Annotated in this window: 16 protein-coding genes; 9 read left to right on the plus strand and 7 right to left on the minus strand. The window is 68.0% G+C overall.

Annotated features, from left to right (window positions below; all coding sequences use genetic code 11):
- Positions 1-7: 7 nt before the first annotated feature.
- Both AC6EXY_RS10195 and AC6EXY_RS10200 read right to left on the minus strand, forming a co-directional pair.
- The gene (locus AC6EXY_RS10195; RefSeq protein WP_165818159.1) at positions 8-439 is read right to left on the minus strand and encodes a Zn-ribbon domain-containing OB-fold protein; all 432 of its coding nucleotides are present in this window, start codon (positions 437-439) and stop codon (positions 8-10) included.
- Positions 439-1,566 (minus strand): thiolase C-terminal domain-containing protein, encoded by a 1,128-nt coding sequence (locus tag AC6EXY_RS10200; protein ID WP_101829507.1) that lies wholly within the window; start codon positions 1,564-1,566, stop codon positions 439-441. Before AC6EXY_RS10200 ends, AC6EXY_RS10195 begins: the two co-directional genes overlap by 1 nt.
- A 39-nt stretch (positions 1,567-1,605) precedes the next feature.
- Between AC6EXY_RS10200 and AC6EXY_RS10205 the strand changes: the two genes are divergently transcribed.
- The 9 genes from AC6EXY_RS10205 to AC6EXY_RS10245 all read left to right on the plus strand — a co-directional run bounded on the left by AC6EXY_RS10205 (position 1,606) and on the right by AC6EXY_RS10245 (position 16,784).
- Entirely contained in the window at positions 1,606-3,111 is a 1,506-nt protein-coding gene (locus AC6EXY_RS10205; RefSeq protein ID WP_243407031.1) for an aldehyde dehydrogenase family protein, read from the plus strand.
- 20 nt (positions 3,112-3,131) lie between these two features.
- Positions 3,132-4,334: an amidohydrolase family protein gene (locus AC6EXY_RS10210; protein ID WP_101829509.1), complete on the plus strand. Its 1,203-nt coding sequence runs from the start codon at positions 3,132-3,134 to the stop codon at positions 4,332-4,334.
- Positions 4,335-4,484: 150 nt separating this feature from the next.
- Entirely contained in the window at positions 4,485-5,636 is a 1,152-nt protein-coding gene (locus tag AC6EXY_RS10215) for a thiolase family protein (RefSeq protein WP_101829510.1), read from the plus strand.
- 115 nt (positions 5,637-5,751) lie between these two features.
- Positions 5,752-6,576, plus strand: a complete 825-nt coding sequence (locus AC6EXY_RS10220) for an SDR family oxidoreductase (RefSeq protein ID WP_101829511.1) — start codon at positions 5,752-5,754, stop codon at positions 6,574-6,576.
- 119 nt (positions 6,577-6,695) lie between these two features.
- Positions 6,696-7,736 carry an LLM class F420-dependent oxidoreductase gene (locus AC6EXY_RS10225; protein WP_101829512.1) on the plus strand — a complete coding sequence of 347 codons (1,041 nt, stop codon included), beginning with the start codon at positions 6,696-6,698 and terminating at the stop codon, positions 7,734-7,736.
- A 237-nt stretch (positions 7,737-7,973) separates the two neighbouring features.
- Positions 7,974-9,467 (plus strand): FAD-dependent oxidoreductase, encoded by a 1,494-nt coding sequence (locus AC6EXY_RS10230; protein WP_165818160.1) that lies wholly within the window; start codon positions 7,974-7,976, stop codon positions 9,465-9,467.
- Between the two features lie 258 nt (positions 9,468-9,725).
- Positions 9,726-10,718, plus strand: a complete 993-nt coding sequence (locus AC6EXY_RS10235) for an aldo/keto reductase (RefSeq protein ID WP_499842330.1) — start codon at positions 9,726-9,728, stop codon at positions 10,716-10,718.
- A gap of 348 nt (positions 10,719-11,066) precedes the next feature.
- Positions 11,067-15,983: a diguanylate cyclase gene (locus tag AC6EXY_RS10240; RefSeq protein WP_499817287.1), complete on the plus strand. Its 4,917-nt coding sequence runs from the start codon at positions 11,067-11,069 to the stop codon at positions 15,981-15,983.
- Positions 15,984-16,226: 243 nt separating this feature from the next.
- Entirely contained in the window at positions 16,227-16,784 is a 558-nt protein-coding gene (locus AC6EXY_RS10245; protein ID WP_101829517.1) for a DoxX family protein, read from the plus strand.
- A 42-nt stretch (positions 16,785-16,826) separates the two neighbouring features.
- Here AC6EXY_RS10245 and AC6EXY_RS10250 read toward each other — a convergent pair whose 3' ends face one another.
- From AC6EXY_RS10250 to AC6EXY_RS10270, 5 genes are all read right to left on the minus strand, one after another.
- Positions 16,827-17,180 (minus strand): MarR family transcriptional regulator, encoded by a 354-nt coding sequence (locus AC6EXY_RS10250; protein ID WP_101829608.1) that lies wholly within the window; start codon positions 17,178-17,180, stop codon positions 16,827-16,829.
- Positions 17,181-17,203: 23 nt separating this feature from the next.
- Positions 17,204-17,980, minus strand: coding sequence for an enoyl-CoA hydratase/isomerase family protein (locus tag AC6EXY_RS10255; protein WP_101829518.1), 777 nt, complete (start codon positions 17,978-17,980; stop codon positions 17,204-17,206).
- Between the two features lie 286 nt (positions 17,981-18,266).
- On the minus strand, positions 18,267-19,967 hold the full coding sequence (locus AC6EXY_RS10260) for a GMC family oxidoreductase (RefSeq protein ID WP_101829519.1): 1,701 nt from the start codon (positions 19,965-19,967) through the stop codon (positions 18,267-18,269).
- A gap of 1 nt (position 19,968) precedes the next feature.
- The gene (locus AC6EXY_RS10265) at positions 19,969-21,456 is read right to left on the minus strand and encodes an aldehyde dehydrogenase family protein (RefSeq protein WP_165818161.1); all 1,488 of its coding nucleotides are present in this window, start codon (positions 21,454-21,456) and stop codon (positions 19,969-19,971) included.
- 48 nt (positions 21,457-21,504) lie between these two features.
- Entirely contained in the window at positions 21,505-22,713 is a 1,209-nt protein-coding gene (locus AC6EXY_RS10270; RefSeq protein ID WP_165818162.1) for a cytochrome P450, read from the minus strand.
- Between the last annotated feature and the right edge of the window lie 594 nt (positions 22,714-23,307).

The raw sequence follows: 23,307 nt of genomic DNA on the forward strand, positions 1-23,307 counted from the left end.
AGGCGCCTTAGTCATGCGCGGCCGCCGATTCTTCCGCCGGGGCCCATGACAGCAGCGTGACTGTCTCGGTGACCGGGGTGAAACGCGCCCGCATGCGCGCCCCGATGCTGATCGAGTCGGGCGGCGCGTCGATGCGGGACAGGATCTGCAGGCGTGCGTCGTCGACCTCGACGAGCCCTATCGGGTAGGGGACGTCGTCGGCGAACGCCGGTGACAGCGCGCGGCGGTAGACCACGTAGCTCCACAGCTCGCCCTCGGGGGCCACGTCGACCCACTCGCCACCCGGTGTGAGGCAGGCCGTGCACAGGGGGGCGGCCGGGTACCGCTTGGTGCCGCACGCCGGACAGCGCTGGACGACGAGCCGGTGCTCGCGCAGGCCGGCCCAGAAAGGCGCGGCGAGAGGGTTTTTTACATCCGGCAGCAATCTTGGCTGAGTCATCACCGTGACGTCGAGATAATCGACGCCGCTCCTTTCGCGAACGTCATCGTGGAGCAGTACATGGCCACCTCGACGTCTGGGATCTGGCGCGGTCCGCATTCGCCACGCAGTTGGCGGACCGCCTCGCACAGGTGCAGCCAGCCCCACATGTAGCTCTCGGACAGCTGGCCGCCGTTCGTGTTGAGCGGAAGCCGGCCGCCCGGATAGGTGTGGCCCTCGGCGAGGAAACGGCCACCCTCGCCAACGGGGCAGAAGCCGTAGTACTCCAGCATTTGGAGGACCCAGACGGCGGTCGGGTCCTGAATGTACAGCGCGTCGACGTCCTGCGGCCCCATTCCCGAGCTGGCGTACAGGTCGCGTGCGACGTTCGCGATCCAGGGCCGCATCAGGTTCTCCGGGGTACGCCCTCCGTCCAGCGCTGTGGTCTCCGCGATGCCTCGGACGTGCGCCGCGGGCTTGGGGAACTCGGCGGCGCGGTCCGCCGAGGTCACGATGAGCGCGGCGCCGCCGTCGGAGATCATCGTGACGTCCGCGCGGCGCAGTGGCTCGACGAGATAGGGCTGCTCCAGGTACTCCGCCATCGACAGCGGCTTCTGGAAGATCGCGAGTGGGTTCAGCTGTGCCCACTGGCGCTGCGCGACCGCGATGTTCCCGAACTGCTCGTCGGTCGTGCCGTAGAGGTACTTGTGGCGCTGCAGGGCCAGCCCCGCCGGCCCGGCGATGTGGACGAATCCCGCCGTGGACGCGAGATCCACGCTGTGGGGCACGCCGAAGTTGATTTTCTCGCTGCGCTGGGTCGCGCCGTATGCGATGGCGATGGTGTCGGCCAGTCCGGCCAGGATGGCCATGACCGCCAGGTGCAGCGAGAAGTTGCAGGTGCCGTACTGGAGTGTCGCGCTGTATCGGGGATGGATCCCGAGCAGTTCGCCGACGCCGGTGTCGACGCCGCCGACGCCGAGGCCGGCCCGGCAGGTGATCAGGCCGTCCAGGTCGTCCTTGCCCAGCCCCGCGTCGGCCAGCGCCAGGCTGATCGCCTCCACCGCGACCTCGTCGGCACTACGTCCAGGGAGCTCGCCCTGCTCGGTGGTACCGACGCCGACGATGGCGGCTCTGCCGCGAACTGACACCTGTCCTCCGAACCAGATCTCTAGGGTTCCCGGGGTCCTGTGGACCGACTTGGCGGACTGTATCCGAGATCCTGGATGTGCGATAGGGTTCCGTCGAGGCACGACACCCGAGGAGGCCAGCTCGTGGGCGAACGCTATGAGCACTGGATCGACGGGCAGCCCCACCCGCCGCGCGAGGGCGCGTATGTCGAGGACGTGACCAGCCCCGTGACCGGGGAGGTCGTATCGGTCATCGCTCGTGGCACGGCCCCCGACGTCGACGTCGCCGTGGGCGCGGCGAAGCGGGCTCAGCCCGCCTGGAGCGAACGGTCGGCGGCCGAGCGGGGACGGGTCCTGAGCGCTGTCGCCGACGCCATTCGAGACGCCGCGGACGAGTTCGTGCGTCTTGAGAAGGAAGAGACAGGAAAACCGGATCCACGCCGCGAGATCGACGGCGCCGCCGAGTACTTCGCGTACTACGGCAGCATCGTGCGGTCGTTCCACGGGGAGACGATCGACCTCGGTGCGGGCGCCGCGGCCTTCACCCGGCCGGAGCCGTTCGGTGTTGTCGGCGTCATCACGCCGTGGAACGGTCCACTCAGCCAGGCCACCCGCGATGTCGCTCCCGCGCTCGCGGCCGGCAACGCCCTGGTCGTCAAGCCCTCGGAGTTCACCTCCGCGACGACGCTCCTGCTGGGGAAGGTGGCGCACGAGGCAGGGCTTGCTCCCGGCCTCCTGAACGTCGTGACGGGCCTGGGACCCGAGGCGGGTGCCGCGCTCGTGGCGCATCCCGGCGTAGGGAAGGTGGCCTTCACGGGGTCGGTGCGCACAGGAAGGCTCGTAGGAGCGGCCGCCGCGTCGCGAACCATCCCCGCCACTCTGGAGCTCGGCGGGAAGTCGGCGAACATCGTTTTCGCCGACGCCAATCTCGACCGTGCCGCCGAGCACGTCGCGCGGGCCTTCACGTCGAACGCCGGCCAGGTCTGTTCGGCGGCGACCCGCCTGCTCGCCGAGCAGTCCATCCACGACGAACTCGTCGACCGGGTGGCCGCGCTGGTGTCCGCGATGGAGATCGGCAGGCAGATCGGCCCGCTGATCACGCAGGAGCAGTTCAACAAGGTGCGTGATTACTTCCAGATCGCGCGCGACGAGAAGGCGTCACTCCGCGTGGGCGGGAAGGCCGTCACCGAGGCGCCTTTCGCGCGTGGCAGGTACGTCCTCCCGACGATCTACTCGGACGTGCGTCCGGACATGCGCATCGCTCAGGAGGAGATCTTCGGGCCGGTGCTGAGCGTGCTCTCCTTCGACACCGAGGCCGAGGCGATTCAGATCGCGAACGGGACGCCGTACGGACTGGCCGGGAGCATCTGGACCGGTGATGTCGGGCGGGCGCTTCGTGTCGCCGGCCGCCTGAAGGCCGGCCAGGTGACGGTCAACGGCGCGCAGCTCGGTGTGGAGGCGCCTTTCGGCGGCTTCAAGGAGAGCGGTGTGGGCCGAGTCAAGGGGGTTGAGGCGCTCAGGACCTACACCCAGGTCAAGACGATAGGGATCAGTGCGATCTCGTGAGCTGTAAGGAGCCAAGTCAAATGTCGCTGCCCGTCGACGGACTATTCGCTGGTCTGAAGCTGGTCGATGTCGACTCCCACTACTCCGAACCCTGGGATCTGTGGTCGTCCCGCGCGCCCGAGAAGTACAAGGACGTGGTACCGAAGGTGCGCCCGGACAGCGCTGGCGTCATGCGCTGGTGGCTCGGCGACACGCCCATGTTCATGGCCGGCGGAGCCAGCTATGTCAACAAGGCCGGCCAGAAGACGAACATGGAAACGATCGACATCACGGCCGGCATGCAGTGGGACGAGATCCACGAGGCATCCTACGACGCCAAGGCCCGACTGCAGATCATGGACAAGATGGGGATCTGGGCGCAGGTCGTCTACCCCAACGCGATGGGCTTCGCGGCGTACGCCCTGATCAACCAGCTTGACCGGGAGACCGGCGCCGCGATCGTGTCGATCTACAACGACGCGGTTGCGGAGTGGCAGGCCGAGGGTGAGGACCGGCTGTTCCCGATGGCTGTCCTGCCGTTCTGGGACATCGAGGCGTCGGTCGCCGAGGTCGAGCGGATCCAGGCGATGGGCCTGCGGGGTATCACGATGGCCGGTAACCCGCACCTGGGTGGGCTTCCCGACCTCGGGCAGCCCGAGTGGGAGCCACTCTACGAGGTGCTGTCGCACTACAAGATGCCGATCAACATCCACGTCGGGTCGACCAGCTCGACCGCGGGCCGTGAGCACGACATCGCGTGGCCGTCGCTGGAGAAGCGCGCGGTCAAGCCGGTCAACTCGGTCCAGATGGAGCTCAACAACGCCCGGTTCATCTCGAACCTCGTCGTGAGTGACATCCTGCTGAAGTACCCGGACCTCAAGTGGGTCTCCGTCGAGAGCGGCATGGGATGGATCCCGTACGTGCTCGAGCGGATCGACTACGAGTACCGCGAGGAGATCCTGGGCAGCAGCGGGCCGACCAAGCCGCCGGCGCTGGAGATGTTCCGCAAGGGCATCTACGGGACGTTCTGGTTCGAGCACGCGGGCCCGGTGCTGCTGCTCGACTACCTGGGCGACGACAACGTCATGTGGGAGACCGACTTCCCGCACCCGACCTGCCTCTTCCCGTCGCCGGTCGAGCGCAGCGCGGAGGCCCTGAAGGACGTCCCCGCCGCGTCGATCCGCAAGATCATGCAGGACAACGCGGTGAAGCTTTACAACCTGCCGTTGGAAACCGCGAAGTAGCAGGCTCGTGTCCGGTCCGCGGCGGAGCCCGGTCAGGCACTCCCGACGTGGACGTGCCGTCGGCAGGGACATCCGGCCGCGGATCCGTGGACGCACGACCTGTCGGGGGACCGGCCTGGTGCGGTCCATGTCAGGGAGAGGGTGACGAGATTGGCTCGCGACGCTGTGATCGTGGCGGCGGTCCGTACGCCGCTCGCCAAACGGAACGGCGGTCTGTCCGGCGTGCATCCGGCCGATCTCTCGGCGCTCGTGCTGCGCGGCCTGGCCGAACGTACCGGTCTGGATCCCGCGCTGGTCGACGACGTCGTGTGGGGATGCGTCAGCCAGGTCGGCGAGCAGACCTTCGACATCGCGCGCACCGCGGTCCTGTCGGCCGGATGGCCCGAGCGGGTGCCGGGCGTGACCGTCGACCGGCAGTGCGGCTCGTCGCAGCAGGCGGTGCACTTCGCGGCGGCCGGAGTCATCGCCGGGCACTACGACATCGCCGTGGCCGGTGGCGTCGAGGTGATGTCACGGGTGCCGATGTTCTCGGCGATCACCGAGGGAACGTCCCCCCTGGGCGAGCTCTACGCCGAGCGCTTTGGCTCGGAGTTCCCGAATCAGGGGATGGGGGCCGAGGACGTCGCCACGATGTGGCACCTCTCCCGGTCCCAGCTCGACGAGTACAGCCTGCACTCCCATCAGCGGGCGGCACAGGCGATGGACGAGGGACGCTTCGCCGACGAGATCGTGCCGGTGACGACTGCCGACGGTGTCGTGATCGCCGCCGACGAGGGAGTCCGTCGCGGTGGGTCGACCGAGGCGATGGCCAGGCTGAAGCCGGCGTTCAAGCCGGACGGGATGATCACCGCGGGCAACGCCTCACAGATCAGCGACGGTGCGGCCGCCTTGCTCGTCACGACCTCGGAGCGGGCGGGCGAACTCGGCCTGACTCCGATCGCCCGCGTCCACAGCGCGGTCGTGCTAGGTGACGCGCCCATGCCGATGCTGACGGCACCCATTCCGGCGACCAGGAAGCTGCTCGACCGAAGCGGCGTGTCCATCCATGCAATCGGTGCCTTCGAGGTCAACGAGGCATTCGCATCGGTGCCGTTGGCCTGGCTGGCCGAGACCGGGGCTGATCCCAAGGCGCTGAACTCCAACGGCGGCTCGATCGCGCTCGGCCACCCGCTCGGAGCGAGCGGGGCCCGGCTGATGACGACGCTCGTCCACCACATGCGCCACAACGGCATCCGGTACGGTCTGCAGACGATGTGTGAGGCCGGGGGGCAGGCGAACGCCACCCTCCTAGAACTGATGTGACGCGGCGCCGACGTACGGGTGTTCCATACCGTCCCAAACGCGGCGAGGAGGCCACGCCCTCCGTGGCGCGTAACGTGAGAAACCTGGGCAATCGGAGATCAGGAGCTGCGAGAAGATGAGCAAAGTGTGGTTCGTTACCGGATCCTCTCGAGGGTTCGGTCGCGTGTTCGTGGAGTCCGCGCTCCAGGCGGGTCACCAGGTCGCCGCCACGGCCCGCAACGTGGACACGCTCGCTGATCTGTCCGCCACGTACGGGGACGCCGTCCTCGCGCTACCGCTGGACGTGACGGACAAATCCGCCGTCGATAGCGCGGTCAAGGCCGCGGTCGCCCGCTTCGGCCGGCTCGACGTGGTGGTGAACAACGCCGGCTACGGTCTGTTCGGCGCCGTGGAGGAACTCAGCGAGTCACAGATTCGTGACCAGCTCGAGACGAACTTCTTCGGCGCGCTATGGGTCACTCAGGCTGTGCTCCCACAGCTGCGTGAGCAGCGCGAAGGGCACATCATCCAGATCTCGACGATCGGAGGAATCGCGGCCTTCCCGAATCTCGGCGGATACCACGCCTCCAAGTGGGCGCTGGAGGGCCTCAGCGAGGCCCTGGCCCAGGAGGTCGCCGCGTTCGGCATCAAGGTCACCCTGGTGGAGCCGGGTGGGTTCAGCACGGACTGGGCCGGTTCCTCCGCTGTACGTACGGTTCCCAACCCCGCCTACGACTCCATGCGTCAGGTGATGGCGGAACGCTCGAAGGCCGGCTCCTCGTCCGCTGGGGATCCCGCGGCCGCCGGCCCGGCGCTCATGAAGATCGTCGAGGCGGAGAACCCACCGCTGCGGGTTCTGTTCGGTGCGCCGCCGACCCAGCTCGTCAAATATCTGTACCAGCAGCGGCTGAACACCTGGGCCCAGTGGGAGGACGTGTCCATTCAGGCTCAGGGCGGCTGACGGTCGACTGGTTTGACCAGGGTGCCGCCGGGCGCTTCGTCGACGGGCCGCACCGGTAGTTCCTCCCTTTTCTGGGCGTCGCCTGCCCGAACGCCGATGACGTTCCACGGAGTGATTCCATGAAGCTTGCGATGACGCACCCGTACTCAGGGGACTTCCGCGCCTTCGCGGCGATGCTGCCGGACCTGGAACGAGCCGGTCTCGACGCAGTGCTGTTGCCCGAGGCCTACTCCTTCGACGTGATCAGCCAGATCGGCTACCTGGCCGCCATCACCGAACGAATGGAGATCGGTACCGGCATCGTCAACGTGTACTCCCGCACACCGGCATTGCTGGGCATGACCGCCGCCGGCTGCGACCACGTCACGGGCGGGCGGTTCATCCTCGGCCTCGGCGCCTCGGGCCCGCAGGTCGTCGAGGGATTCCACGCCGTCCCCTTTGTCGCGCCGCTCGCCCGGACCCAGGATGTCATCGAGGTCGTGCGTAAGACCGTTCGCCGTGAGGTGGTCGCCCACGACGGGCCGGCGGTCACGATTCCGCTGCCACAAGGGCAGGGCACCGGATTGGGCAGGCCGCTGAAGCTGGTCAACCGGCCCGACCGCCCCGCGGTGCCCGTCTGGTGGGCGGCGCTGAAGACCGGTGCGGTGCGGGCGGCGGCGCGACTGGCCGACGGCTGGATTCCCTTCCTGTTCTTCCCCGAGCGCGCGAAGCTGGTGTGGGGGGAGGCACTCGCGGAAGGGACGGCGCTGCGCGCGCCTGAGCTTGGCTCCCTGGATGTCTTCGCCGGCGGCCGGGTCGCGATCGGTGCGGACGTCGATGTCGACGCGGTCCGGGACGCGGTCCGGCCTCAGGTCGCTCTGTACGTCGGCGGGATGGGCGCGCGGGGAAAGAACTTCTACAACGACATCGCCACCGGATACGGCTTCGGTGCCGCCGCGAAGGTCGTCCAGGACCTCTATCTGGACGGCAAGAAGAAGGAAGCGGAGGCGGCGCTGCCCACCGACCTCCTCGATGGGTTGATCATGGCCGGTCCCGCCGCGGCGGTCGCCGATCGCGTCGCCGCATACCGTGATGCCGGAGTCACCTATCTCGAGATCATCCCGCACGGCGGAGATCCGGTCCGGATCGTCGAGCGGATGCGCGCCATCGTCGACGCGTGACGACCTCCGGAGCGCCGGTCCTCCGTCGCCCGGGTGCCGTCGCGGCGGTTTGTCGCAGTGGAATCAAGGGGATCTACGCGAACGGCAGCCCGTCCGTGACCGGGAGGGACCGATAGACCGACCGGGTCGTCGTGCTCGTCGTGACTGCCGTAGTGGAGGTCGCCGGATCTTCGTGACGCCATGGGCGCCAGGCGAGGACCGTCCTTGTTCGTGGCAGCCGAGAAGGAGTTGACAGAGATGACCCAGGTTGAAACGACCGCCGACGGTCCCAGTGACCTGGAAGGGCCATGGGACGTCGTCGTCGTCGGTCACGGGGCGGCTGGGCTGACCGCGGCGCTTTCCTTCTTAGAGGAGTCTCCGCTGGCACGGGTCGCGGTTCTCGACCGGGCTGACCGACAGCACCGCGGCGGCTCCACCGCGTGGACGACATCGGCTTTCCGGCTCGACGGTGACGCGCAGCTGGACCCCGGATGGGCGGAGATCGTCCGGGCCACGTCGGGGCACCACGTCAACGACGAGTACATCGAGGCGTTCTACGAGAACGCCACCGAGACGCTCAACTGGATCCGCGCACACGGCGTCGAGATCGGGAAGCACCAGGTGCCCTTCCAACTGGCGTTCGGCCGGCAGGTCTGGTTTCCCGTCGGCGGCGGGAAGGCGATCGTCGAGGCGCTCGGCGCGGCCATCGAGGGACGCGGAGCGTCCGTCTTCTACAGCACGACCGCGCTGCGGCTGGTGACCGGTGCTTCCTCGCGCGTCGAGGGCGTCGTGGTGCGCTCCGGCGACGGTACCGAGCACACGATGCGGGCGCGGTCGGTCGTGCTGGCGAGCGGCGGGTTCGAGGCGAACCCCGAGATGCTCTCGCGGTACATCCCGAACGCCCACCGGCTGAAGACCGTCTCGCCGGGCACGGACGTGAACACGGGCGCCGGCATCCGCATGGCGATGGAGATCGGCGCCGACACGGCCGGGCAGTTCGACGGCGCCCATCTTGAGCCCGTCGACCCGCGCTCGTCCAACCGCGAGGGCCAGGTGGGGTCCTGGCTGTTCGGGATCCTCGTCAACCAGCGCGGCGAGCGCTTCATGGACGAGGCAGAGCGTCCGCACGACATTCACTTCGACCAGGTCGGCAACCGGATCTTCCGCAACCAGAACGGGCGCGCCTACGCCATCGTCGACGCGGGCATCCGAGCGGGCGTCCCTCGATTCGAGGCGCTCAACGATCAGGAGAACCCGCCGCTGCGGGCCGACACGGTCGAGGGCCTCGCGGAGCTGCTCGGGGTTCCGGGTGACGCGCTGCGCCGCACCATCGAGGAGTACAACGAGGCCTGCCAGGACGGCGAGTTCGACCCGGCGCGTCTGGATGGGAAGGCGACCGCCGGGATCAGCCCCCGAAAGTCGAACTGGGCCCAGCCGCTGGCGAAGCCGCCCTACGAAGGTGTTCCGGTAGAGGCCAACATCTGCTTCACCTACGGCGGTCTTCGCGTCGATGGTACGTCGCGTGTCCTGAACACTGACGGGCGGCCGATTTCAGGCCTGTGGGCCGCCGGCGAGATCACCGGAATTTTCCACGAGCTGTACCCGGCGGGCACCTCCGTCCTCCGTTCTCTCACCTTCGGCCGAATCGCCGGCAGGGAGGTCGCCGCGGAGCTCGCGGAGGCCGGCGCGCCTGCTGGCGGTTCGGCAGCTGTGGAAGCACCGTCCGGATCCGCGGCGCACTCCATGGTCTGAGAATCCGCCCGGCGGCATCCGGGACGCTGTCCACGGGCCTGCTGATCGAGACCGCCGAGCCGCGCCGTGGCGCGAGCACGTCCAGGGCTCGGCGGTCACGGTCGGCATCTCGGTCCTTCGCCATAACCTCCTCGGCGGCCGGCACACCCTGTCCCGAGGCGATGAGGCGTGTCGGCGCCCAGGAACGGTCTGCTGCGGGATCCGGCTGGTGGGCGCCCCATCCGTCGACGACACGGCCTCCGACGAGGGATGATGACGATGGAACATGTTCGGCTTGGTCGGACCGGCCTGCAAGTGTCACGGCTGTGTCTGGGGACCATGACGTTCGGTCTGCAGTGCGACGAGGAGCAATCACGATCGATTCTCGATCGTGCCGCGGAGGGCGGGATCACGTTCCTGGATACGGCCGATGTCTATCCGCTGGGCGGGACCGTCGAGACCGTCGGCCGCACGGAGGAGATCATCGGCCGGTGGCTGGCTGGTCGTCGCGACGAGTTCGTGGTGGCGACGAAGTGCGTCGGGCCGATGGGCCCTCGGCCGTGGAACCGAGGCGCGTCGCGGCGGCACATCCTCGACGCCGTCGATGCGTCCCTGCGTCGGTTGAACACCGACTTCATCGATCTCTACCAGCTGCACCTCTATGACCGCGATACGCCGATCGACGAGACGCTCAGGGCGTTGGACGACGTGGTCCGTTCGGGCAAGGTCCGCTACGTCGGGGTGTCCAACTTCCTCGCCTACCAGCTCGCGCGGGCGTTGGGACGTAGCGAGGCGTTGAACCTGGTCCGGTTCGACTCGGCCCAGCCCCGGTACAGCCTGCTCTTCCGGGAGGTCGAGCGCGAGCTGTTTCCGCTGTGCCTGGAAGAAGGCGTCGGGGTGATCCCGTACAACCCGCTGGCCGGGGGGTTGCTGTCGGGCAGGCACGACCGTGCGAGTCCGCCGGCGGGCGGCAGCAGGTTCGCTCTCGGTACCGCCGCGAGCCACTACCAGCGGCGGTACTGGCAGGAGCGAATGTTCGACACCGTCGACGAGCTGACCGCCGTCGCGGCCGCGCTCGGCGTGGCCCTGCCGACGTTGGCGGTCGCCTGGTCGCTGGCTCAGCCAGCGGTGACCGCTCCGATCATCGGCGCCAGCAGGCCGGAGCAGTTGAAGGCCACCCTCGCCGCCATGGACCTGCATCTCGACGACGAGCTGCGGTCGCGTCTGGACGAGCTGACCGTGGACTACCGCCGCGGCGACCTCGGCGTCTGACCACACCAAGCTTGCGGGCTTGCGGGCTGACGGCACTCTGGCCACGTCAACGGCGCGTCTCTGCGATCACATGCGTCCGGAGCGGTGTGGGGAGCCAGCGGCATCCCGGTCGACACGAGACAGTGCTCGACCCTGGGATCCACGGGCGGTAGCGGCGTGTCTGCCAAAAATGAGAAGAGTGTTCACCAGTCGCGCTGGTTATCCTCTATGGTCTGCTGGTTCGTAATACCCCTTGCCGGCAGCAATGACGTGGTTCGTCGGGGACGGCGCGAACAACATTGTTGTGGTCTCCGTAACTTGGGCATACTAGGTGGGTTGGGGGCGTACGACGTTTCGCGAGGTTCGCTGATGTGTTCCGATGGCATGCCGCTGAATCGTGATCCTCCGCTGGTGCTGCGGACGGAACTGCTCCACGAGTCGGAGCGAACGCGGGTGTCGCGGCTCGCGACGACAGCGGGGAGTGTGATCCGGAAGGAGCCGCTGGGGCCAGGGGCACAGCGACGGTTGGGGCATGAGGTGGAGATCCTCAAGCACCTGTCCGACGTTGAAGGAGTCGTGCACTTGGCCGATCCGGCGCCGCTGTGCCCCGGGTCGCTCCTGCTTGCCGACGTCGGTGGCATGGCGCTGTCGGAGTGGGGCGTTCCGTGGAAACCGGCCGCCTTGGTCGATCTGGCCGAAGCGCTTGCGCGGGCCGTGGCACAGATGCACCGCCAGGGCGTGGTGCACCTGGACATCAACCCCGCGAACATCGTTGTCAGTCCTGACCGTCGAGTCACGTCTCTTATTGACTTCGCGCTTGCCACGACTTTTGCGGCAATCCGGCAGGAATTCCAACATAGCAGTGAGATTGTGGGAACAGTACCGTACCTGGCGCCGGAGCGGACCGGTCGGACCGGTCGACCTGTAGACCAGCGTGCCGATCTGTACGCGGTCGGGGCCACCCTGTATGAGCTGGCGACGGGCGCACCGCCATTCGGGACGGGTCCTCCCCTCCAAATGATTCATAACCATCTCGCGCGGGTGCCGGTATGGCCGTCGAGGATCAATCCGGTGGTACCCGAAGAGCTGTCCGACATTATCATGCACCTTCTTGAGAAGGAGCCGGACGATCGTTACCGGAGCGCCGACGGGTTGATATACGACCTCGCTCTGCTGTCTCGTGGCGCGGCGGTCGTGCGCCCTGGAGAGCACGATCTTCCGAAGCGACCGCTCATGACGGCGCGGCTGGCCGGGCGTGATCGGGAGATCGGCGAGCTGCGAGCGGCCTTCGCCGAGGTGATGACGGGCCGCTGCCCCGGGGTCGTCCTCAGTGGTGCCCCGGGCGTAGGCAAGACGTCGCTGGCCAACGAGCTACGTCCGGTCGCGGCGAGTCACGATGGCTGGTTTGTGGCGGGCAAATTCGACCAGTACCGCCATGGCCGGGAAAATAATGGCCTGATGCAGGCATTCAGGGCGCTGGGCCGGTTGTTGCTGGCTGAGCCCGAGGAGAGCCTGGTCGCCGTGCGCTCCAGGATCGAGCAGACGTTAGGACCGAACACCGGTCTCGCTGCGTCGATGGTGCCGGAGCTGGTGACCCTCCTGGCTGTCGCCCCCGAGCCGGGGGATCCGATGACAGCGCAGGCGCGCGCGCAGCGCAGCAGCATCGACGTACTGCGCGCGGTCGCTTCCCGTGAACGGCCGGTTGTGTTCTTCATCGACGACCTGCAGTGGGCCGGACGTTTCTCGCTGGGCTTCATCGACTCGATTCTCGGCGGTGAGGAGGAGGTCGACGGCCTACTACTGGTGGGTGCCTTCCGCGACAGCGAGGTAGACGCCGCCCATCCCTTGGCGTCCATGATTCCACGGTGGAGTCGTCAGGCAGTCAGGCCGCGCATCCTGCAGCTGGGCAATCTGACGCCGGAGGGCCAGGAGGCCATGGTAGCCGGCCTGCTGAAACTACCCTCGCCGGCCGCCACGCAGCTGGCACAGATGATCGCTCCATTGACCGGTGGCAATCCCTACAACACGGTTGAGCTACTCAACTCGCTGCGACAGGACGGCATACTCACTCCCAGTGAAGGCCGCTGGCGCTGGGACCGGGCTGAGCTGCGCCGGCGCTTGACGCACGCCGACGTGGCGGAACTGGTGACGACCCGCGTCGCCGCGATGCCGCCCAAGACCCAGGAGACGCTGGCGGTGATGGCCTGCCTGGGGAGCCGAGCCGAGCTCGACCTTCTGGAGGTGGCGACGGGGCTCGCGGGGGACGAGCTTGAGCGGCGGCTCGCTCCCGCGTGCGCCGCTGGTCTGCTGGTGCTCGATTCCGATGGGCGGCCCAGCGTGCGGTTCCACCACGACCGGAGTCAGCGGTCCGTCCTGGCCCACCTCCTCCCCGAGGTGCGACAAGCCACTCGGCTGGGCTTGGCCCGCCGCCTGGCCGGCCGAAGCGAGTTCTTCGCGTCAGCGGCAGAGCAATACCTGCTCGTGGCCGACTCCGTACACGACCCACAGGAACGGCGGCTGATGGTCACGCTGTTCCGGCGGGCCGCCGACGAGATCGGAACGCTGGCGGACACTCCGCTGGTGGCGAGATTCCTGTCCGCGGCGGCGAAGCTCATCGACCCGAGCGACACAGGCCAGCTGCTGGCGGTGCGCATGGACCTGCACGCCGCCCTGTACCGCCTGGGCCGCCTAGAGGAAGCAGACGACGAATACGAGGCCATCAGCCGTCTGTGTGCCGACCCGGCGCAATGTGCACCAGCCACTGCGATACAGATTGGCAGCATCTTCAACCGTGGCCGCGTCGGCGAGGCGCTGCGGCTCGGCCTGGACGCGTTGCGCCGCGTCGGCCTTGTCATCCCGGATCGGGACCACCTGGACGCGGAGATCGACCGCGGGCTCGACGTGCTCTCCCGCTGGATCACCGAGACCAGCGAGTCTGACGATCTTCGGCGGTCGACGGTCAGCGACCCAGCTCGCGTCGGCGCCGTTCAGCTCATCCACCGACTCATGCCTCCGGCCTACTGCTGCGATCAGACGATGCTGGCGTGGCTGGCCGTGACGACGATGCAGATGTGGGCGCGGGATGGCCCGGATCCCGCCCTGGTCGGCCCGGGCTGCTACATCGGATCAGTGATCGTCTCCCGCAGGCATGACTACCGCACCTCGTTTCGCATCCTTCGGCGGATTCTCGCTGTGAGCCGAGCACGTACCTATGAGCCTGACGTATGGCGGGCGCAGCTCCTGTATATCGTCGACTCCGCGCACTGGTTCGAGCCCATCGAGAATAGTCTGCCTGCGGCGCGTAGCGCGCTGGAGTGTCTTGTCCGGGATGGTGATCTACTAAACGCCTGCTATGCGCACTTCGTTATTATCTGCGATCTCCTCGACTGTGCGCCGTCACTCGAAATCCTTGCCGCGGAGGTCGACGAGGCGGTCGCATTCACCGCACGCACCGGCAACGGGCGAACAGAAGAAGTCTTCCGGGCATACCGTCGGCTCGTCCGAGCGTTGCGAGGAAGGCCCGTGGAATCGGCGGCTGACGAGGCGTCCGAGCCAAGCCTGCTGGCCGTCGAGCCGGACGTCCTCGTCATACTGCACGTCACCCGGGCGCTCGCTGCCGCGATTCTTGATCATCCGGATGAACTCGATCGGCACACGGCCGCTGTGACACCATTGCTGCCGACCTTTGAAGCGACCTACATTAGTACGACGGCACGTGTGCTGCGCGCACTGGCTCTGGCGGCCAAGATCCGCGCTACGGACGCACCTCAGCGCGATGCCATGCTGCTCGAACTAGACGGTTTGGTCGCATGGCTGGGCGAGCGGGCAGCCGACGCACCGGCGAACTTCCGACACCTGCTGCGCCTGATCGAGGCGGAGCGGGCGTGGGCCGTCGGCGACTTCCAAGGGGCGGTGTTCGCGTTCGACGCGGCGCAACTGGAGAGTTCCGCGCGTGCACGTCCGTGGCACAGGGCACTCATCCTCGAACACGCAGCGCGCTTCTACCTGGCCCACGGCGTTGTGGGAGCTGGCCACGGCCTGCTCGTCGCTGCCCGCGGCCTGTACCTGGACTGGGGTGCGGCCGCCAAGGTCAGTCAGCTCGACTACGTCCATCCCGCGCTGGCGGCCGAGCCCGCCAGCGCCAGTTCGGCCATGAAATCAACAGTCCAGCCACCCGTCCGCCGATCTACCGTGATGGCCGGCACCCTTGACCTGCTCGGCATCGTTGCCGCTTCGAGAGCGCTGAGTTCCGCGACCAGCATCGATGGTCTGCGGGTCAAGGTCGGACAAATCCTGGGAGAGCTGACCGGTGCGACTGCCGTCCACCTGCTCCTGCGGGACGAGGAGCAGCGCACGTGGTGGGTGCCTGTAGACGAAGGGGGGGCGGTCTCCCTGGAGGAGGCCAGCCGGCGGCGCCTGTTGCCAACCTCGGTCATCTGGTACGCCGAGCGCACTCGCGGTCCCGTCGTCATCGCCGATGCAGCCCGCGACGACCGGTTCGGCCAGGATCGTTATTTCGCGGGACTGGACCGCTGCTCACTGCTGGCCGTACCGATCTTGATCCGGAGCGAGCTGCGGGCCATGCTGCTCCTGGAGAACCGGATGATCCGCGGCGCGTTCACCACCGAACGCCTCGAAGGGATCATGCTCATCGCAGCACAGCTCGCGGTCTGCCTGGACAACTCCCTTGTTTATGCCTCACTCGAACGTAAGGTTGCTGAGCGCACCGAGGAGCTCGCGACCTCGAACCGACGGCTCGAACAGATTTCGGTCACCGATGCGCTGACGGGGCTGGCCAACCGGCGGCGTCTCGACGAAGTACTCGATGCCGTCTGGCGGCAGGCTCGGCGCCAGGCGACACCCGTCGGGTTCGCGATGATCGACATTGACCATTTCAAGGCCTACAACGACCACTTCGGACACGCTGCCGGCGACCGGTGCCTGCAACGCGTCGCCGCCTGCGTAGCGGCCAGCATCCGCGACAAGGACCTCGCCGCCCGTTACGGCGGTGAGGAGTTCGCGATTGTGATGCCGGGTGCCGACGCGGACGCCGCCACCCGGATCGCGGGCCGGCTGCGGTCTGCCGTGGCTGAACTGGCCGAATCGCACCCGCGGGTCGCCGACCAGATCGTCACAGTCAGCATCGGTGTCATGTCGATGGTTCCCACACCGAAGGACGACGTGAAGGCTCTCGTCAAACTCGCCGACGCGGCGCTGTACCGCGCCAAAGATCGTGGGCGTAACCGGGTGGAAGCAGCACTCCCGAACTCCGAGCGCGATAGGTGACCGGCGGCCGGATCTGGCACACCACATGGTGCGTCGCGCGGGAGGCGTCGCTGATGTTGAATCCAACGATGTCGACCGAGAAGCGACCGGCACGGCAGTCCCGCCGTGAACCACACGCGTCGCACCAGGTACTCTCCTGAGTCCTGGATGCACGATGATGGTCGCGGATGTAGGGTTGGCGTGTTGCCAAAGACGAGCAGTCGACGCAGCCCACGATCACATACCTTAGAAAGGGAGGCGCTCGTGACCGCTGCGGACACCGCGGATCTTGTGCTGCGGGTCGTCGTCGGTCTGACGATCGTCGCACACGGCTACAACCACATTTTCGGGCCGGGCGGCGTCCAGGGTACCGCTGGCTGGTTCGCGAGCATGGGGCTCAAGCCCGGGATCATGCATGCCTGGGCAAGCGGTCTGATCGAGCTGGTCGCTGGGATGGGGCTGGCGGTCGGGTTGTTCACGCCGTTCAGCGCCGGGGCGATCATCGGGATCATGGTCGTCGCCGGGATGACGGCGCACCGGAAGAACGGTTTCTTCATCTTCAAGCCGGGCCAGGGCTACGAGTACGTCCTGATGATCGCGGTCGTCTGCCTGGCCATCGCGACGTTCGGTCCTGGGCGCGCCTCAGTGGACCACTCGCTCACGATCGACGACAACCTCGACGGCTGGCTCGGCGGGCTGATCGCGCTGGTGCTGAGCGTGGTCGGCTCGGCGGGTCTGCTGGTCACCTTCTGGCGTCCGGAGCCGCCCAGGCCGGCCACGATGGCCACCCAGGACGTGCAGGCCAAGCAGGACGCGCAATAACTGGCCTTTGCTAACCTTTCCCGGGGTGTACAGGCGCGCCGCTCACAGGTGGGTGAGCCGATCAAGGAGCGTCAGCGCGTCGAGAAGGATCTGGCGCTCGGCCTCCGTGTAGTTATGGTGCAGGGCTCGGGCGAGCCACTCGGCCCGGGCGGCCTGGTCGCCCTCGGCGCGGCGGCGGCCGGCGTTGGTGAGAGTGATGAGCTGCCGGCGGCCGTCCGTTGGGTCCTGGTCCCGGCGGATCAGCTCGTGCCCGGCGAGCACCTGCAGCATGGCGGTCATCGACTGCGGACGAACCCGTTCTGCGATCGCCAACGCACTGGCAGTCCAGGCGCGGTCCTTGCCAAGCCGGGCCAGCACGGAGATCTGCGACGGGGTCAGCTCTCCGTCGTCGGCGATCTTTCGAAGATGGCGGCCGACGGTTAGTGGCCGGTGAAGGTGGCCTTGCCGGGTCCGTTCTGCTGGAAGGACTCCATGCCGTTCTTCTGGTCCTCGGTGCCGAACAGGCCGACGAACAGGCCGGTCTCCAGTCGCAACGCCTCCGACAGTCCTGTCTCCAGACCGTCGTCGATGGCGCGCTTGGCCGCGGCCAGCGCGAGCGCGGGGCCGTCGACGTACTGCCTGGCCCTGCGCAGCGCCTCGGCGTAGACCTCGGCCGCCGGGACGACGGCGTCGGCGAGCCCGATCGCGAGCGCCTCCTCGGCGCCGACCTGACGGCCGGAGAAGACAAGTTCCTTGGCCCTGGCGGGCCCGACCAGCCGCGGCAGCCGCTGGGTGCCACCGGCACCCGGGATCACGCCGAGCAGGATCTCCGGCACGCCGAGCTTGGCGTTGTCCGCGAGGATCCGGAAGTCGGCGCACAGGGCCAGCTCCAGCCCGCCGCCGAGCGCGTAGCCGGTCACGGCGGCGAACACTGGCATGGGAAGGCGAGCGACCGTCTCGAAGGTGGTGCTGAGCTCGCTGACCCAGACAGAGATGCCCGCGTAGTCCTTGGCCGCCATCTCCTTGATGTCGGCGCCGGCCGCGAACGCCCGCTCGCCGCCGTAGATCACGACGGCGCGGATGTCAGCGCGCCGCGACGCCTCCAGCGCCACCTCCCGCAGCTGCGCGGTGAGCTCGGCGTTGAAGGCATTCACCTTCGGCCGGTCCAGCCGAATCGTCCCAACCCCGTCCGCAACCTCTAGTCGTACGACCGCCACCGGCCGACCTCCTCCTTACACCATCCCTGAGCCGGGCACCTGCCGCAGGCCCGGCCTCGATCTGTCCGGCCTCGACCGAACCCGACCGTACGTGGCGGCGGCACCTCCCGTGGTGACCCGCCCGGTGCACGAGTGCCCGGGAGCTAACCACGAGACGTGCGCGGCCACGACCGGTGAAAGCGATCGCAGTATCAGAACTGTCGCCGGTGAAACGGTCCAGAATGTGCCGTCATCGGCGATGGTTCTGATGCCTCACTTCAAGGGTCGTCCTGAACTCTTCGCTTTCTCAGCGGCCTAGGATCAGGTCGGCACCCTTCTCGGCGATCATGATGGTTGGGGCGTTCGTGTTCCCACTCGTCAGCGTCGGCATGACCGAGGCGTCCACGACCCGCAGGTTCTCCACCCCTCGTACGCGCAGCGTGGGGTCCAGCGGCGCCGACGGGTCGGAGCCCATGTGCACGGTCCCCGCCGCGTGCGAGCCGCGGTGCGCGAACTTGCGCAGCCACTGGCGCAGGTCGTCCTCGGACTGGGCGATCGCCCCCGGTAGTTCCTCGCTGGTGACATACCGGCTCAGGCTGGGCTGAGCGAAGATCTCCCGGGCGGTCAGGCAGGCGTCGACGAGGCCCTGCAGGTCGTCGGGATGGCCGATCAGCTCGTGGTGGATCGTCGGCGGGTCGGCGGGGTTGGCCGAGCGCAGTCCGACGCGGCCGCGTCCCTTGGGATGCGTGACCGACGGGATGACGATCACGCTGGACGTGCGCAGCAACTGCATGTCGTGCACGTCGTGGTCGTAGGTCGCGGCGGACGCGAGCGAGGCCTGGAACTTCTCGTACTCGCTCAATTCCTCGCTGTCGGCCGTCCCGGTCCCCTCTTCGGCCGGCTTGCTCGCCTTCTTGCCCGCGCCGGCGCTGACACCGAACGGACCGAAGACGATCTCGGTCTCGGTACGGTTCTTGCTGCCCCCGAAGACCACCGCGTGCGCCATGGACGCCGTCGCCGCTCCGCGGCCCCGGATGACAAAGTCCAGCCCGTGCTTCACGACTCCGATCGGCGTCATCTCCCGATTGAGGGTGCGCACCGTGACGCCGTACAGCATGTGGGCATACGGGTGTTCCTGCAGGTTCTCGCCCATCAGTGGAGAGTCGGCCACCACGGGGATGCCGAGTTCGGCCAGCCGGCCGGCCGGCCCGACACCCGAGACCATCAGCAGCTTCGGCGAGCCGATGCTGCCCGCGCTGACGATCACCTCCGTGCCGGCGTGCGCGCGCTTGACCTCGCCCTGATGGAGGTATTCGACGCCGACCGCCCGCGTACCCTCGAACAACACACGGAAGACCATGGCGTCGGTACGGACGGTGAGATTGCGCCGTCGCGCCGCTCGGGCCAGGTACGCCCGGGCGGTGCTGGCCCGCCAGCCACGGCGCTGGCTGACCTGCCCCCGGGAGACGCCGAGCTGACTCTCGCCGTTGTAGTCGGGGTTCAACGTGTGCCCGGCCTCGACAGCGGCGTCGATGAACGAGGTGGTCAGCTGATGGTCGACCCGGATCGGGCTCACCGACTGCGGCCCCCCCGACCCACGGAAGGCTGGATCGCCGACGCCGCGGAAGTGTTCGGCGCGCTTGAAGTAGGGCAGCACATCAGTATACGACCAGCCGTCACAGCCGGCTTTGGCCCACTCGTCGAAATCCGCCGGGTTGCCCCGCACCCAGACCATCGCGTTGATGGAGCTGCCGCCGCCGAGTACCTTTCCCGCGGCCCAGGTGTCGACGTGGCCGCCGCGCGAGGCGTCCGGTTCGGCACGGTACTGCCAGTCGTACTTGCGGCTGAGCCGCTGCGTACCCGCCGGGATCCGTATGTTGGGCGACCGGTCATGACCACCGGCCTCGAGCAGCAGCACCGAGGCGGCCGAATCGGCACTGAGCCGGTCAGCCAGTACGCACCCGGCGCTGCCGCCCCCGACGATCACATAGTCAAACGCGGTGCTCATGTCAGGACCTGACCGCAGGACGAGGGACGCGCGGCTGGCCGTCCAGGAACGTCGCCCGAACCTCCACGTACGGGTCGAGGCCCTCGGGACCGAACTCGCGCCCGATGCCTGACGCCTTGAACCCGCCGAACGGGATGCCGATGTCCGTCATGTAGCTGTTGTTGAAATGCACCGAGCCTGCGCGCATCCGGGCGGCGACGGCGCGCATCTCCTTCTCGTCGCCACCGAAGACGGCGGACGAGAGCCCGTACGCGGTGCCGTTCGCGATCTCGATCGCGTCCTCGAGCTCGTCGTAGTCGAGCACCGTCAGCACCGGGCCGAAGATCTCCTCCTGGGCCACCTTCGCATCCGCCGTCACCCCGTCGATGATCGTCGGGCTGATGTAGTAGCCACGGTCGAGGCCGGCCGGCCGGCCGCCGCCGCAGACGACGCGTCCGCCGGCGGCGACGGCCGACTCGATGAAACCCAGCACCCGGTCGTACTGTGCCTTGCCGGCCAGCGGCCCGACGTTGGTCGCGGGGTCGCGCGGGTCGCCGACGACGAGGCTGCTCACGGCCTCGGCCAGGGCCTGGACGATCTCCTCGCGGCGGTCGCGGGGCACCAGCATCCGGGTCATCGCCGCGCAGGCCTGCCCGTTGTTGCGGGTGAAACCCGGGGGAACGGTCGCCAGGATCCGGTCGACGCTCGCGTCGGCGAGGACGATGCCGGCCGACTTGCCGCCGAGCTCGAGGGTCAGCCGCTTGAACTGCCGCGCGACGGCCGCCGCGATGACGGCGCCGGTGGTGTCGCTGCCCGTGAAGGCGACCTTGTCCACCGACGGGTGGCGCACGAGGTGATCGGAGGCCTCCGTCCCGGCGGCGAACACGCTCAGCACGCCCGGCGGCAGGCCGACGTGCTCGGCCGCGTCGCCGAATGCCAGCTGGCTGAGCGCGTTCATCGGCGACGCCTTGATGATCGCGGTGCAGCCGGCGAGCAGCGCGGGCACGATCTTGCTCGCGGCGAGGCTGAACGGCGCGTTCCACGGCGTGATCGCCGCGACGACACCGACCGGCACCCGTTCCAGCTCCGTGTGGACGCCCGAGACGCCCGTCCGTGTCTCCTTCCACGGGTAGTTCTCGTAGATGGATGCCACGTAGGCGGCGAGGCCCGCGACGCTGTGCACGCCGCCTCGGGCAAGGGCGACCGGCACTCCGGTCTCGGCGAGGAACTGGTCGCCATACTCGTCGGCCCGGGACCGCAGGTAGTCCCCGAGGGCCAGCAGGAGGTCCATTCGCTCCTTGCGCGACAGCGCCTGCCACGGGCCGGAGTCAAAGGCGGTCCGCGCGGCGGCCACGGCCTCGTCGACATGGGCGACGCTGGCGAGAGGGGCCTGGGCGAACACTTCTTCCGTGCTCGGGTCCACGAGGTCGATCAACTGGTCGTCGTCGACGCGGACCCAGCGTCCCGCTACGTAGACGTCCGATCGGGTGATGAGTGTGTTGGTACCCACTGCGCATCCATCCGTTGGTTCGGTCATAGCGATTTCTGCTGCCGGGACTCAGACGGCCGCGGCGGCCATCTTCGGCGCAAGCTCGATCGGGAAGACGCTGTAACCGTTGTTGTGGGACTCGCCCACGAATCTGCGGCACTCCTCGCGCACGACGCGGAAGTCGGGGAACCGCTTGAGCAGGCTTCCGATCATCAGGTTCAGCTCCATCCGGGCCACCTCGATGCCCACGCAGCGGTGCACCCCGAACCCGAACGTCAAATGAGACTTGACGGGGCGGTCGATATCGATGGCCTCGGGGTTGGGGAAGACCGATGAGTCGTGGTTCGCCGACAGGACGGACCCCAGCACGCGCTCGCCCGCGAACATCTGGACGCCGTCCACGGTCGTGTCCTCGAGAAGCCGCCGGGCCACCTGCAACACCGGCGGATGGATGCGGATGGCCTCCTCGACCGCCTGGGGGATCAGCGACGGGTCGGCTATCAGCCGGGCCCTGATCTCCGGGTGACTGTCGATAACGCCCAAGCAGTGCTCCAGCGCGGCGGTCGTCGTCGCCACACCGCCGCCGATGACCGTCATGATCGTCGAGAGGCAGCCGGACAGCGGCAGCGGTTCGCCGTCGAACTCGGTCATCACGAGAGCGCTGACGTTGTCGTCGCCCGGGTTCTCTCGGCGGCTGCGGCAGAGCTCGGCGAGGAAGCCGACCAGCCAGCCCATCTGCTCCTGCGCCTCGGCGAACTCCGGTGTGTCGCGCTCGAGCACGTCCATGGCGTTGAACGGCCAGGCGATCCGTGGGGCGAGTTCGGGATCGATGCCGAGCAGCAGGGCCACCATGTACCCGGGCATCATGCCGATCTCGGTGACGATGTCCATGCGGCCCGTCGGTTCGACCCGGTCCAGCGTCGCGTTGATGTATGCGGTGAGCGGCTCACGGTGCTGTTCGAGTGCGCTGCGGCTCATCCACTTCGCGATGGCTGCGCGGTACGGCGAGGACTCCGGCGGATCGATCTCAAGCGGATACAGCAGGGTCGACGACTGGTTGGCGGGAACGGCCGCGCCACCGTCCCATGTCCCGTCCTCTCGCTGGATCCTCGCGGAGGAGAAAAGCTCAGGCCGCTTCAAGGCGTCCTTGATCTCGCGGTAGCGGCTCAGAACCCAGAAGCCACCGTGCTCGTCGCTCCACCCGACTGGGCACTCCTCCCGGAGGCGGGCATGAGTTTCTTGCGCATTCGCGATGTAGTCCGCCGAATGGTGGTCCACCGGACACGTCGGACGGGTTGGAGTCATGTGAGCCTCCTGGCAAAGGGGTCAGTCTCTTGACGCGCGAGAAATGTCTGGGCGGGTCGCGTCGCATCGAGGCCGTGCGCGCAATCCATCGCCCTCGAGGTCGGGCTCGAGTGGAGTTCAAATCTCGAGTCAATCGACAGCGGCTGGGCCGTCATGATCGAATATTTTCGCCGGCACCTCGACGTACCTCGTGGCTGTGCCACGTCACCTCGACATCGCGACCGTCGATATCCTGAATGCAGGATACAGTCATTGGTGGTCATGGGTTCGCCCCGCCCGGCCCTTGTCTGACCGGTCCATCAAGATCCGTTCGTCCGGGGCGCCCGCCGATGCCTGTCTCGCGGTGGCCGAGGCTGCCGCCGACGATGGCCGCGTCACCTTCTCGACCGGCCTCGGCCTCGTTCGGTGCCGTGGCTTCGGCGCCGTCCGACGTGCGTCATCCGATAGTCCATCAGTGACCGGCGCGAGGCCGACGGGACGGTGCTCGGCGAGGGAGGGGTGTAGCCGCCGCCCAGGCCGAGGCTGGCGGGTAAGAGCCGGGCGGAACCGTCCACAGTTGGAACCTCG

It is taken from the genome of Frankia sp. RB5, from assembly GCF_059816245.1.

Bases quoted from the DNA above. Each gene is read 5' to 3' on its own strand.
- AC6EXY_RS10195 (WP_165818159.1), bottom strand. From the start codon at position 439: ATGACTCAGCCAAGATTGCTGCCGGATGTAAAAAACCCTCTCGCCGCG.
- AC6EXY_RS10210 (WP_101829509.1), top strand. From the start codon at position 3,132: ATGTCGCTGCCCGTCGACGGACTATTCGCTGGTCTGAAGCTGGTCGAT.
- AC6EXY_RS10220 (WP_101829511.1), top strand. From the start codon at position 5,752: ATGAGCAAAGTGTGGTTCGTTACCGGATCCTCTCGAGGGTTCGGTCGC.
- AC6EXY_RS10225 (WP_101829512.1), top strand. From the start codon at position 6,696: ATGAAGCTTGCGATGACGCACCCGTACTCAGGGGACTTCCGCGCCTTC.
- AC6EXY_RS10230 (WP_165818160.1), top strand. From the start codon at position 7,974: ATGACCCAGGTTGAAACGACCGCCGACGGTCCCAGTGACCTGGAAGGG.
- AC6EXY_RS10235 (WP_499842330.1), top strand. From the start codon at position 9,726: ATGGAACATGTTCGGCTTGGTCGGACCGGCCTGCAAGTGTCACGGCTG.
- AC6EXY_RS10240 (WP_499817287.1), top strand. From the start codon at position 11,067: ATGTGTTCCGATGGCATGCCGCTGAATCGTGATCCTCCGCTGGTGCTG.
- AC6EXY_RS10260 (WP_101829519.1), bottom strand. From the start codon at position 19,967: ATGAGCACCGCGTTTGACTATGTGATCGTCGGGGGCGGCAGCGCCGGG.